9 protein-coding genes are annotated in these 12,624 nt (G+C 64.4%); 4 read left to right on the top strand and 5 right to left on the bottom strand.

What is annotated here, in order from left to right:
• The first annotated feature begins 175 nt into the window (after positions 1–175).
• The gene (locus ACTDXD_RS26370; protein WP_440125084.1) at positions 176–3,634 is read left to right on the top strand and encodes an indolepyruvate ferredoxin oxidoreductase family protein; all 3,459 of its coding nucleotides are present in this window, start codon (positions 176–178) and stop codon (positions 3,632–3,634) included.
• 47 nt (positions 3,635–3,681) lie between these two features.
• Positions 3,682–4,773: a Glu/Leu/Phe/Val family dehydrogenase gene (locus ACTDXD_RS26365; protein ID WP_440125083.1), complete on the top strand. Its 1,092-nt coding sequence runs from the start codon at positions 3,682–3,684 to the stop codon at positions 4,771–4,773.
• A 74-nt stretch (positions 4,774–4,847) separates the two neighbouring features.
• On the opposite strand, the gene ACTDXD_RS26360 is transcribed toward ACTDXD_RS26365, so the two are convergent.
• The gene (locus ACTDXD_RS26360; protein WP_440125082.1) at positions 4,848–5,354 is read right to left on the bottom strand and encodes an Lrp/AsnC family transcriptional regulator; all 507 of its coding nucleotides are present in this window, start codon (positions 5,352–5,354) and stop codon (positions 4,848–4,850) included.
• A gap of 221 nt (positions 5,355–5,575) precedes the next feature.
• Between ACTDXD_RS26360 and ACTDXD_RS26355 the strand changes: the two genes are divergently transcribed.
• Positions 5,576–7,111 carry an amino acid permease gene (locus ACTDXD_RS26355; RefSeq protein WP_440127812.1) on the top strand — a complete coding sequence of 512 codons (1,536 nt, stop codon included), beginning with the start codon at positions 5,576–5,578 and terminating at the stop codon, positions 7,109–7,111.
• Positions 7,112–7,140: 29 nt separating this feature from the next.
• Here ACTDXD_RS26355 and ACTDXD_RS26350 read toward each other — a convergent pair whose 3' ends face one another.
• Together ACTDXD_RS26350 and glnA are read right to left on the bottom strand one after the other, a co-directional pair.
• Complete coding sequence (locus tag ACTDXD_RS26350) at positions 7,141–8,454, bottom strand: ClC family H(+)/Cl(-) exchange transporter (protein ID WP_440125081.1); 1,314 nt, start codon at positions 8,452–8,454, stop codon at positions 7,141–7,143.
• 120 nt (positions 8,455–8,574) lie between these two features.
• Positions 8,575–10,011: a type I glutamate--ammonia ligase gene (glnA, locus tag ACTDXD_RS26345; protein ID WP_440125080.1), complete on the bottom strand. Its 1,437-nt coding sequence runs from the start codon at positions 10,009–10,011 to the stop codon at positions 8,575–8,577.
• Positions 10,012–10,224: 213 nt separating this feature from the next.
• Here glnA and ACTDXD_RS26340 point away from each other — a divergent pair, with 213 nt between their 5' ends.
• On the top strand, positions 10,225–10,701 hold the full coding sequence (locus tag ACTDXD_RS26340) for an RDD family protein (RefSeq protein WP_440125079.1): 477 nt from the start codon (positions 10,225–10,227) through the stop codon (positions 10,699–10,701).
• 71 nt (positions 10,702–10,772) lie between these two features.
• Here ACTDXD_RS26340 and ACTDXD_RS26335 read toward each other — a convergent pair whose 3' ends face one another.
• Together ACTDXD_RS26335 and lipA are read right to left on the bottom strand one after the other, a co-directional pair.
• Positions 10,773–11,513, bottom strand: coding sequence for a DUF4191 domain-containing protein (locus ACTDXD_RS26335; RefSeq protein WP_169686327.1), 741 nt, complete (start codon positions 11,511–11,513; stop codon positions 10,773–10,775).
• Between the two features lie 60 nt (positions 11,514–11,573).
• Complete coding sequence (gene lipA, locus ACTDXD_RS26330; RefSeq protein WP_440125078.1) at positions 11,574–12,584, bottom strand: lipoyl synthase; 1,011 nt, start codon at positions 12,582–12,584, stop codon at positions 11,574–11,576.
• Positions 12,585–12,624 lie beyond the last annotated feature (40 nt).

Raw genomic sequence — 12,624 nt, 5'->3', positions numbered from 1 at the left:
CTGATCAGAGTGCGCATCTCATCCTGTGGTGTACATCACTACATAATCAAATTGATGAGTTCAAAATATTCTTGTTGACACTTTCCATCAGCAGTAGTGAATATTGCTGCACCAATTGACGTGATCGAAGCGACGCTGTCATTCGAGTGTCGCAGCGAAGGAACGGTGGTGCGCGATGACCGAGACTGTGATCCGCGAAGGCGAGAGATCTCCTTACGACCTCGACGACCGATTCCGGTCCGGATCGGGCACGGTGTTGCTCACCGGTGTACAGGCGATCGCACGGCAACTCGTGGAGCAGCATGTGCGCGACATCCGCGACGGACGTCGGGTGGCAACATTCGTCTCCGGCTACCAGGGCAGTCCGCTCGGTGGCCTCGACAAGATGCTGCACGGTATGCCGAGGGTGCTTGCCGAACACGACATCACCTTCACTCCAGGCTTCAATGAAGAACTCGCAGCCACCGCCGTGTGGGGGAGCCAGGGGCAGCTCGGAACCGGTACGCGGACCCACGACGGAGTGGTCGGCGTGTGGTACGGCAAGGGCCCCGGGCTCGACCGGGCCACCGATGCTCTGCGCCACGCCAACATGTATGGGGTCGATCCGAACGGCGGTATGCTCCTGATGGTCGGCGACGATCCGGCCTCGAAGTCTTCCACTGTCCCCGCGGTGAGCGAACGGTCCCTCGCCGCACTCGGCATCCCGGTCCTGTTCCCGAGGAACGCTGCCGAGATCATCACCATGGGACTGCACGGTGTTGCGTTATCGCGGGCCTCCGGATGCCTGGTTGCGCTCAAGATCGTCGCCGATGTGGCCGACGGTGCCTGGTCGGTCGACGGGTCGGTTGCGGATGTTCCCATCGCCGTTCCCGAAATCGATTGGGAAGGAAGGAGGTTCATCTACCGTCAGCGTCCGATGGCAGCGCCGGGTGACAGTGTGGCCGCCGAAGCCGACCTGTACGGGCCGCGATGGAAGACCGTCCTGGCCTACGGCAAGGCCAACGCACTCGATGTCATCGAAGTAGACCCAGCGGGCGCCCGGATCGGTTTGGCGTCCACTGGAACCACCTTCGACGCGATGCGGCAGGCGCTGCTCGACCTCGGCGTCGACGACGCGGGTCTGCACCGCGCGGGAATCCGATTGCTGCGCATCGGGATGCCCTATCCCATCGAACCGGATCTCATCCGCGATTTCGCGCGCGGACTCGACGAGCTGATCGTCGTCGAGGACAAGACGGCCTTCGTCGAAACCCAGGTCCGTGAGATCCTCTACGGAACGGACTCCGCGCCACGCATCCTCGGGAAGAGGGATGCCGAAGGACGCCCGCTCGTACCATTCGACGGTGAACTGACCGCGGGTCGGATCCGTGGGCCGCTGCGTCGTGTGCTGCGCAACTACATCGAACTCGGGCCGGGCGCCCTTCCACAACTGCCACTCGAAGTTCTCTCCACCGCGCGCACTCCGTATTTCTGCAGCGGGTGCCCGCACAACCGCTCCACCGCCCTGCCCGAGGGTTCGATCGGCGGCGGCGGAATCGGCTGCCACACCCTCGTCACGCTGTCGGGTCGCACGGACAGCGCGGTCACCGGCCTGACCCAGATGGGTGGAGAGGGCGCGCAGTGGATCGGGCAGGCACCGTTCACCGACATCGGCCACATGTTCCAGAACGTCGGTGACGGAACGTTCTTCCATTCCGGTCAGCTCGCGGTCCAGGCGTGCGTCGCAGCCGGGGTGAACATCACCTACAAGCTGCTCTACAACGACGTCGTGGCGATGACCGGCGCGCAGGATGCCGAAGGCGCCCTGAAAATCCCCGCCCTGACCCACAAGCTCACCACGGAAGGCGTCCGCAAGATCATCATCTGTTCGGACGACCCCAAGCAGCATCGCAAGCGATCTCTGGCGCGCGGCACCGTGGTGTGGCATCGGGACAGGCTCGACGAAGCACAGAAACTGCTGCGCGAGGTTCCAGGTGTCACCGTGCTCATCTACGACCAGCACTGCGCGGCCGACGCACGTCGTCAGCGTAAACGCGGCACCCTGCCTGCCCGTACCACCCGCGTGATCGTCAACGAGGCGGTCTGTGAAGGATGCGGCGATTGCGGCGTCAAGAGCAACTGCCTGTCGGTCCGACCCGTCGACACGGAGTTCGGATCCAAGACTCGCATCGACCAGACGTCGTGCAACACCGACTACTCCTGCCTCGATGGGGACTGCCCGTCGTTCGTGACGGTCGAGGCAGCACCGGATCGCAAACGCGAGCGGCGCGCCCCGACGCCGCCTGTCGTGCCGGACATCGTCGGTGACGGTCCGGCAGGGACCACCAACGTTCTTCTCGCAGGAATCGGTGGCACCGGCATAGTCACTGTGAACCAGGTACTCGCCACCGCGGCGCTGCGTGCCGGATTCGAGGTCGAATCGCTCGACCAGATCGGGATGAGCCAGAAGGCGGGCCCGGTGGTCTCCCACCTGCGTTTCGCGGTGGGCGACCTCGAACCGGGAAACCGCGTCGGCACCGGCGGGGCAACGTGCCTGGTCGCGTTCGACCTGCTCACCGCCACCGATCCGAAGAACCTTGCCTACGCCGACACCGCCGCGACCATCGCCGTCGCGTCGACCAGTCGCACGCCCACCGGAGACATGGTGTACGACCGGTCGATCCGTCACCCCGACGAGGACGATCTGCTCGCGCGGCTCGACGCGACCACCCGCGAATCGGTCTCGTTCGACGCGCTCGCCGCGTCACAGGCACTGTTCGGGGAGACGGCGTCGGCGAACTTCCTGCTCGTCGGAGCAGCGCACCAACTCGGCGGACTGCGAATCCCGGCCGCCGCCATCGAGGAAGCGATCGAGATCAACGGCGTCGCAGTGGAAACCAACATCGCTGCCTTCCGGTGGGGGCGCGCAGCGATCGCCGACCCTGAGGTGTTTCGCCGGGCCACCGAGCCGGCACCCCACGCCCGCCCCGCGACCGTAGCTCCCGACAGATTGTTCGACGGCACCACATTCGCCGGTGAAGTGCAGCGATTGGTGAAAATCCGTGCCGCTGCCCTGATCGATTTCCAAGATGAGGCGCTCGCCGCACGCTACATCGATCGGGTGCACTCCGTGTGGACGGCCGAACGTCGGCTCACCCACCGCACCGACCTCAGCGAGGCCGTCGCCCGGGGTCTGTTCAAGCTGACCGCCTACAAGGACGAGTACGAAGTCGCACGCATGCTCGTCGACCCCGCGTTCGTCGACGACGTGCAGGCCCAGGTGCCCGGGGGATACCAGCTGACCTACCGCTTGCATCCGCCGGTGCTGCGGGCGCTCGGCCGCAGTAGGAAGATCGGATTCGGGCCGAGGTCGCATTCGACGCTGCGGATGCTGGCGAAAGCGAAGCGCTTGCGCGGTACCCGCTTCGACCCGTTCGGTTACGCCCACGTCCGGCGGACCGAGCGTGCGTTACTCGCGCATTACACCGCCGTGATCGAGCAGTCCGTCGCGGCTCTGACCACCGACTCGTACGACCGTGCCGTGCAGATCGCGGAACTTCCGGACATGGTGCGCGGCTACGAGCACATCAAACTGCGCTCGGTCGAACAATACCGCGCTCGACTCGAGGAACTCGGCGTCGATGCCGAGTTCTGAGTTCCTCTCTCCCGCCCGCCGATTCAACGCCCCGAAGGGAATCGCACGTGACCACCTCCACCATCGTCAGCCCGACCGCCACCGATCCTGCTCTCGGCGTCTTCGACCGCTCTCGGCGCTTGACCGACCGGCCACACGAACAGGTCGTCTTCCACGAGGACGCCGCGACCGGCCTTCGCGCGATCATCGCGATCCATTCGACGGTTCTCGGGCCCGCCCTCGGTGGAACCCGCTTCTATCCCTACGCCGACGAGTCGGCAGCGCTCGAGGACGTGTTGCGGCTCTCGTGGGGAATGACCTACAAGGCCGCGGTGGCCGGTGTGGATCTCGGCGGTGGCAAGGCGGTTATCCTGGGGGATCCGGCCACCGACAAGAATGACGAGTTGCTCGTCGCGTACGGCCGGTTCGTCGATTCGCTCGGGGGACGCTACATCACCGCCGCCGATGTGGGAACGCAGGCGGGGGATCTCGACGTGATCGGAACCCGCACCGCGCATGCGGTCGGCCGGACCGCCGGGGCGGGAGGGTCCGGCGACAGCTCACCACTGACTGCCCTCGGGGTGTTCCAGGCGATGCGGGCAGGCGCCCGAACGGTCTGGGGGCAAGACACATTTGCCGGACGTCGGGTGGGCGTCGAAGGATTGGGGAAGGTCGGTTACCAACTCGTCGAACTGCTCACCCGAGACGACGCCGAGGTCGTCGTATCCGATGTGAACCCCGTTGTGCTGGCGCGGGTCGCAGCAGACTTCCCGTCGGTGCAGGTGGCCGACGACATCCTCGGGGCATCGCTGGATGTGTACGCCCCGTGTGCACTCGGCGGGACGCTGACATCGGCGACCGGGCGGTTGATCGACGCTCGATTGGTATGCGGCGCAGCCAACAATCAACTGGCCGACCCGACCGTCGAAGAGATCCTGCGATCCCGGGGCATCACCTGGGTTCCCGACTACGTGGCGAATGCCGGTGGGCTGATCCAGGTGGCCGGTGAAGTCGACGGTTCGGACGAAGTCACGGTCCGCGGCCGTGTGGATGCGATCTTCGATCGCACCCTCGAGATCTTCGATGTGTCGCAGGCGCTGGATATCGCGCCGGGTGCTGCCGCCAACCGAATTGCCGAGCAGCGCATCGACTCTGCCTGATAGGTGAAACGTCGGGGGAGGCGCTCGTGGCGGCTCCCCCGAAGTCGTGTCCGAGTTCGGCGGAGCGAGGAACTTCAAGGCCGGCCGGACGGGGCCGAGCGTCCGTGTCCCGCATCCCGGGTGAGATGTTCGAGGAGCGGCTGCGTGCGATATGCCACGGGAGTGGTGAGCGCCAGTGTCGTGGTGGTGTGTGCGACCCCCTCGATGCTGTGAATCCGTTCGAGAACCTGTAGCAGGTCTTCCTGCGATTGGGCCGCCATTCTGATCAGCAAGTCTTCGCGTCCCGTCGTGGCGTGCACCTCGAGGACCTCGGGGAATCGCTCGAGTTCGGCGATCACCTGGCCCATTCGTGCCTGGACGAGTTCGGCGCCGATGAATGCTTGGAGGGGTAGTCCCAAAGCGGGAAGGTCGACGACGGGGCGGTATCCGGTTACCGCTCCGGACTCTTCGAGCTTCTTGATCCGTGATTGGACGGTGTTGCGCGCGACGCCCAGCTTCGCCGAGAGATCGACGATGCCCGCTCTGGGGTTGTGCGTGAGCTCTGCGAGCAGAGCTGTGTCGAGCCGGTCGAGACTGAACACGATGACACCCTTTCCGTTGTGATGCGAATCACTACTTGACCATAATGATCAGCTGAATTGAAAGTTCTTGACAGGGATCACTGTAGTGCCATGATTGCTGCATTGAAATGCTCACACAAATGCAGCGCGTCGAAAATGTGCGCGCATTCCCCGAGCTGTTTCGCCCACCGATCACCCACAAGGTTCTTGCGGGCACCACAACCCATCCCGAGGAGCACACCATGCCCGGAGTCGGCATATGGCGCACCAAATCCGTCGAACAATCGATCGCAGATACCGACGAACCCTGCTCGAGGTTGCGAAAAGAGCTGACTGCCAGGGATTTGACGATCTTCGGAGTCGCCGTCGTCGTCGGCGCCGGCATCTTCACCCTCACTGCCCGCACCGCCGGTAACGTCGCCGGGCCTTCGATCTCGCTGGCATTCGTCCTTGCTGCAATCGCGTGCGGGCTTGCCGCGTTGTGCTACGCGGAGTTCGCGTCGGCCGTACCGGTTGCAGGGAGCGCATACACCTTCTCCTACGCCACCTTCGGTGAGTTCGTCGCCTGGATCATCGGGTGGGATCTGATTCTCGAGTTCGCACTGGCTTCCGCTGTGGTGGCGAAGGGATGGTCGCTGTATCTCGGTGGCATGTTCGGTGGAAGTTCCACGGTCGATCTGGGGCCGATCTCCGTCGACTGGGGCGCGCTGCTGATCGTCGGTGCGATCACGATTGTGCTCGCAATCGGTACGAAGGTGTCGTCGCGGGTGTCGGCGGTCGTCACGGCGATCAAGGTCGCTGTGGTACTCCTCGTCATCGTCGTCGGCATCTTCTACATCGACAAGAGCAATTACTCACCGTACGTCCCGCCGGCAGAAGAATCTCGGGACGTCGCGCACGGTGTGCACCAGTCGCTGTTCTCCGCGCTCACCGGAGCCAATGGCAGCAGCTACGGTTGGTACGGACTCCTCGCCGCCGCGAGCCTGGTGTTCTTCGCCTTCATCGGATTCGATGTAGTCGCGACAACTGCCGAAGAAACGAAGAATCCCCAGAAAGCGCTCCCGCGTGGAATTCTCGGATCGCTCGCCATCGTGACTGTTCTCTATGTCGGGGTCACACTCGTGCTGACCGGAATGGTCGAGTACACCGATCTCCGAACGGGGAGCGCGCTCGTCGGGAATGGAAGTGCCACTCTTGCCACCGCATTCGAGGCGCACGGTATCGGCTGGGCGCAGATGGTCATCAATATCGGTGGTCTCGCAGGACTCACCACGGTCGTGATGGTGATGATGCTGGGCCAGACACGAGTGTTGTTCGCGATGTCGCGCGACGGACTGGTGACACGCAAGCTCGCCAAGACGAACAACAAGGGTGTGCCGGTGCGCATCACGCTGATCGTCGGCGGTGTGGTCGCGGTCCTCGCAGCAGTGTTCCCGATGGGGGTGCTGGAGGAGATGGTCAACATCGGCACACTGTTCGCATTTGTGCTCGTCTGTGTCGGAGTGATGGTGCTCCGCCGTATCCGCCCCGACCTGCCCCGCGGCTTTCGGGTTCCGCTCATGCCGTGGGTGCCGATCCTGGCTGTCATCGCATGCAGCTGGCTGATGTTGAACCTGTCTGTGGAGACGTGGATCCGGTTCGCGGTGTGGATGGCGCTGGGAGTGGTCGTCTACTTCGCCTACGGCCACCGCAAGTCGGTGCTGGGGCAGCGGCTCGCAGCGGAAGCTGATGACCGGGACACGGCCCGAGTGCCGGTGCCCGACCCCGAACCTGTGTAACCGAGGCGTGGAAGAACGCAACTGCGTTCTCACCCGGGCGTTGTAGGGGTTGCGAGCATCCGCTCGCGTAAGCTGTCGTAGATCGGAGCGACCCCGGCGAGATGCGCAACGACCACTGCTGCCGCCGACGCAACAAGCATGGGGACGGTGACGCTCGTGGTAGCGGTCATCTCGACAACGAGGGCGATTCCGGTGAGCGGTGCCCGCACGGACGCGCTGAACAGCGCCGACATCCCCACAATCGCCATCGGAATCACGATCGATGAATCCACCGCGGGGACAACTGCTTCCACGACACGCGCGTACAGAAACCCCCACAGCGCGCCGAGTGCGAGCAGTGGCGCGAACAGTCCGCCCGGGGTCCCTGCCGCGTACGACAGCGGACCGGCGAAGAACCGCATCACGACATACCAGCATAGGAGCGGAAGTGTGAGGACGCCGCCGGCCAGCACGTGCTGTGAAACGGCATCGCCACCGCCTGCAGCGAGCGGTGCGAGTGAGGCGAGCAACCCTACCCCGGCGCCGATCAGCGCGGCCTTCCATACCGGCGGCAGAGCGTGCACCGCGTCGACGAGATCGAGTGATCCGACCACCACGCGGTTGTAGGCCGCTCCGAGTACCCCGGTCAGAAGACCGAAGACCAAGAACACCGGCAGCAACGTGATCGACGGTGTACCGAGCGTCTCGACATCGAAGTCCGGTCGATCCCCGAGTATCAGACGCGAGCACGCAACCCCGGCGCCCACCGAGAGCAGGACGGGGACGACCGTCCGGAACCGGAACACTCGGGTCACCTCTTCGAAAACGAACAATGCACCCCCGACCGGGGCGTTGAAAGCGACTGCCAGTCCGGCGCCCGCCACAGCGTTGTGCATCGACCGGATGTGAGCGTCATCCATGCGCGCCCGTCGCGCCGTCTCGGAACCGACCGCCGCACCCATGTGCACAATCGGACCTTCTCGGCCGAGAACGAGTCCGGAACCGATCGAGAGCACGCCTCCGACGAATCTGGCGGGCACCACCCGAAGCGGTGGCGGCACAGCCTCGTCGCGTTCCACTGCCTCCACGTGCTGGATGCCGCTTCCAGAAGCGAGAGGGACACGCCCGACGATGAGCGCGGCGGTCGCTGCGCACAGAGCGGTGACGGCCATGGGAATCAGCCAATCGGGCCCGGGCAGCGAGGCGGACCAGTCGAGAACGTCGCCCCGCCATCGGTCCGCGACCCGCAGGCACCACCGGAAGGCTCCTCCGACGAACCCGATCACTGCGCCGGCGATCGTCGCCACTACGCAGATCACGAGCAGTTCGCGGCACTCCGCGGAACGCGCCTCGGGGTTCTCCATCGAGAGCCATTCAACCCGCTCGATCGAGTTGGTGGAGCCGAAATCGGCAGGCCACGAAACGAAACCGGTCCGCTCACCCGATCAAGGGCGCGCGGACCGGCTTCGGAGCAGTGACGAGACTCAGCAGTCGAAGTACAGCTGGAACTCGTACGGGTGCGGACGCAGGTTGACCGGAGCGATCTCCTGCTCACGCTTGAGCGAGATCCAGGTCTCGATCAGGTCGGTGGTGAATACGCCGCCCTCGGTGAGGTACTCGTGGTCTGCCTCGAGACGGTCGATGACCGCGGGGAGCGACGTAGGCGCCTGCGGGATGTTCTTGGCCTCCTCCGGCGGAAGCTCGTAGAGATCCTTGTCGACCGGCGCCAACGGCTCGATCTTGTTCTTGATGCCGTCGAGACCGGCCATCATCTGAGCGGCGAAGTTCAGGTACGGGTTACCCGAGGAGTCGGGAGCCCGGAACTCCAGGCGCTTGGCCTTCGGGTTGTTGCCAGTGATCGGGATACGCACCGCGGCCGAACGGTTGCGCTGGCTGTACACGAGGTTGATGGGGGCTTCGTAGCCCGGCACGAGGCGGTGGTAGGAGTTGATCGTCGGGTTCGTGAAGGCGAGCAGCGACGGTGCATGGTGCAGGATGCCGCCGATGTACCAGCGCGCGAGATCCGACAGGCCTGCGTAACCCGCCTCGTCGTGGAACAGGGGCTTCCCGTCCTTCCACAGCGACTGGTGGACGTGCATGCCCGACCCGTTGTCGCCGAAGAGCGGCTTCGGCATGAAGGTCGCGGTCTTGCCGTGCTGCCACGCGGTGTTCTTGACGATGTACTTGAACAGCTGCAGGTCATCGGCAGCCGACAGCAGCGTGTTGAACTTGTAGTTGATCTCCGCCTGGCCTCCGGTGCCGACCTCGTGGTGGCCGCGCTCGAGCTCGAAGCCCGCATTGGTCAGGTTGGTGGAGATGGCGTCGCGGAGGTCGACGTAGTGGTCGTAAGGAGCGACGGGGAAGTAGCCACCCTTTGCACGGACCTTGTAGCCGCGATTGGCGGAACCATCGGCGTTGTACTCGGCGCCGGTGTTCCAGCCACCCGAGATGGAGTCCACCTCGTAGAACGAGCCGTTCATCGCGGAGTCGTAGCGGACCGAGTCGAAAATGTAGAACTCGGCCTCGGCCCCGAAGAATGCGGTGTCGGCGATGCCGGTGCTGGCCAGGTACTCCTCGGCCTTCCGGGCAACGTTACGCGGGTCGCGGCTGTAGGACTCGCGGGTGAACGGGTCGTGGACGAAGAAGCTGATGTTCAGCGTCTTGGCTGCGCGGAAGGGGTCCAGGCGTGCAGTGGTCACGTCGGGAAGGAGCAACATGTCGGACTCGTGGATCGACTGAAATCCGCGGACGGACGATCCGTCGAATGCCAATCCGTCTTCGAAAACATCCTGGTTGAATGCCTTCGCCGGAATGGAGAAGTGCTGTTCGATGCCGGGCAGGTCAGTGAAGCGGACATCGACATATTCGACGTTTTCGTCCGCGATGAACTTGATGACCTCTTCGGCCGTGGTGAACGCCACGCTTGTGCTCCTTCAGTCGGTGCGCGCCATTTGGTGCTGGGCGCCTGCGTCGGATCAGACCGTATTGACCCGGTGTTGCCCGGTCGTCAAACCTATGTTTCGCCGGTGTTACACATCAGGTTGCCCTGGTGTGAGGACCGTAGAACGTGGTAGAGGTCACCGACGGGTGCACGGGTCTGCCCTGGTCCGCACGTACCAGACTATCCTGGACCCATGGCGCGGATGACGGGTAGTTGGCTATCGGGCCCCTCGGCGGCCCTTCCTCCGGGACAGGCTGGGGAACAGAAGTATCCCGGGGAGGGGCTCGGACTTCCTGAACACGGTCCGGGTTCGCTCGTCTCCTCTGCGAAACGCGTCCTCGCGCTTGCCATCGACTGGTTCTCGTCGATGGCGATCGCGATGGTGCTGGTGGGCGACAACCCGCTCGAGAGCCCATCGCTGTCGGCGTACACGCTTCTCATCTGGTGTGGCGTAGGCATCGTCACAGTGACGTTGTTCTCGTTCACGCCGGGGCAATTCATCGCCGGACTCCAGGTGGTGCGCGTGGATGCGCCCGTCCGCGTCGGGTTGATTCGCGCCCTTGCGCGACAGGTCCTGCTCGTCTTCATTGCTCCCGCTCTGGTCACCGACATCGACGGCAGAGGCTTGCAGGACCGCGCGACCGGCACCGCGCTCGTGCGTTCGCGCTGACCTCTTCCTAGAACGGCTGAGGGCCGTCGTCCCGAACGGGACGACGGCCCTCAGCCGTTCGACACTGTGGTTCAGCGGCGGCGCATAGTGCGCTGGACGCTCCGCATCTTCGCGCCCGCAGGCAGCGGACCCTTCGGCATCGCGGGACCACTCTTCTTGGTACTCAGCGCCGACAAACGGCCTTCGATCGCATCCATCCGTTTGGTATCGATGTTGCGCGGAAGCTTGTTCAACTGCTTCTGCAGCTGTGCAAGCGGAACCTGGCCTTCCTCGTTGCCGACGGTGAACTCGTAGATCGGAGTGTCGCCGATGAGGCGCGCAACGCGCTTCTTCTCCTGCGCCATCAGGGGCTTGATCCGGCCCGGGTTGCCTTCACCGACGAGGATGACCCCCGGACGGCCGATCACCCGATGCAGTGCGTCGAGCTGAGTGGTACCTGCCACGGCCTGTGAGACACGCCATGCACCCTGGAGATTGTCGAGTGCCCACGCCGCTGCGCCTGCTTGCCCGTCGGCCTTCTTGTAGACGGACTTCTGAACGCGACGGCCGAAGATGATGAACGCTGCGAGCACACCGACGAGGATGCCGATCGGCAGCAGGAACCACTCGATGCCGAAGATCAGCCCGATCACGAAGAATACGACGATCGATGCAACGAGTGCGCCGATCATCCACGGCAGAAGCGCCTTGTCTTCCTTGCGCTGGATCTGGAAGGCCTGCCACAGCTGTGTGCGACGCTCCTTCGATGCCTGCTTGCGAGCGGCTTTCGCCGCTGCCTTCGCTTCCTTGTCGGTCTTGCTGCCCTTCGCCATGCCTACCAGGATACTTTCCTCGCGGTGGACCGCTTGCCACCGCGGGTACCGTCCCGGTTTCTAGCTGCCGAAGCGGGCAAGAACCGAGCTGGCCTCCTGGCTTGCCGAGCCCTCCTGAGCCAGATGCGCCTGACCGGCAGGAAGTTCGCGACCGTGGTGGGCCATCGCCTGTGCGTACAGGCGGCCCGCGCGATACGACGACCGCACGAGCGGCCCCGCCATCACACCGGCGAAACCGATCTTCTCGGCGGTCTCCGAGTGAGCAACGAACTCCTCGGGCTTGACCCAGCGCTCGACGGGATGATGCCGCGGCGACGGGCGCAGGTACTGCGTGATCGTGATGATGTCGCAGCCTGCGCCGTGCAGGTCGTGCAGGGCCTCGGTGACCTCTTCCGGCGTCTCACCCATACCGAGAATCAGGTTGGATTTGGTGACGAGTCCGAACTCGCGCGCCGCAGTGATCACGTCGAGGGACCGTTGATAGCGGAATGCGGGACGGATCCGCTTGAAGATGCGCGGCACGGTCTCGACGTTGTGTGCGAGAACCTCGGGCCGCGACTCGAAGACTTCCTGCAGCAGTTCGGGCTTGCCGTTGAAGTCCGGAATCAGGTTCTCGACGCCGGTTCCGGGGTTGAGCTCGTGAATCTTCCGAACGGTCTCCGCGTACAGCCACGCGCCGCCATCCGGGAGATCATCGCGCGCGACGCCGGTGATCGTCGAGTAGCGCAATCCCATCGACTGCACCGACTCGGCGACGCGACGCGGCTCGTCACGGTCGAGGGCGGCAGGCTTGCCCGTATCGATCTGGCAGAAGTCGCAGCGACGGGTGCACTGCTCGCCACCGATGAGGAAGGTAGCTTCGCGGTCTTCCCAGCATTCGTAGATGTTGGGACAGCCGGCCTCCTCGCAGACCGTGTGCAGGCCTTCACTCCGCACGAGGCCTTTCAGCTCGGTGTACTCCGGACCCATCTTGGCTCGGGTCTTGATCCAATTGGGCTTACGTTCGATGGGCGTCTGCGCGTTCCGGGTCTCGATCCGCAGCAGCTTGCGTCCTTCTGGGGCGACAGTCACGCCATCGATGGTACGCCCGAGCACCTGGTGAAACTTCTTC

Source organism: Rhodococcus sp. SJ-3, from assembly GCF_051918125.1.
Classification (GTDB): Bacteria; Actinomycetota; Actinomycetes; order Mycobacteriales; family Mycobacteriaceae; genus Rhodococcus.
Note: the sequence above shows the minus strand (reverse complement) of the source record. Positions and strands in the feature narration are given on the sequence as shown.

What these genes read in the sequence shown, in the direction of transcription:
- ACTDXD_RS26370 (WP_440125084.1), top strand. Translation starts at nt 176, where the DNA reads ATGACCGAGACTGTGATCCGCGAAGGCGAGAGATCTCCTTACGACCTC.
- ACTDXD_RS26335 (WP_169686327.1), bottom strand. Translation starts at nt 11,513, where the DNA reads ATGGCGAAGGGCAGCAAGACCGACAAGGAAGCGAAGGCAGCGGCGAAA.
- ACTDXD_RS26340 (WP_440125079.1), top strand. Translation starts at nt 10,225, where the DNA reads ATGGCGCGGATGACGGGTAGTTGGCTATCGGGCCCCTCGGCGGCCCTT.
- ACTDXD_RS26355 (WP_440127812.1), top strand. Translation starts at nt 5,576, where the DNA reads ATGCCCGGAGTCGGCATATGGCGCACCAAATCCGTCGAACAATCGATC.
- ACTDXD_RS26350 (WP_440125081.1), bottom strand. Translation starts at nt 8,454, where the DNA reads ATGGAGAACCCCGAGGCGCGTTCCGCGGAGTGCCGCGAACTGCTCGTG.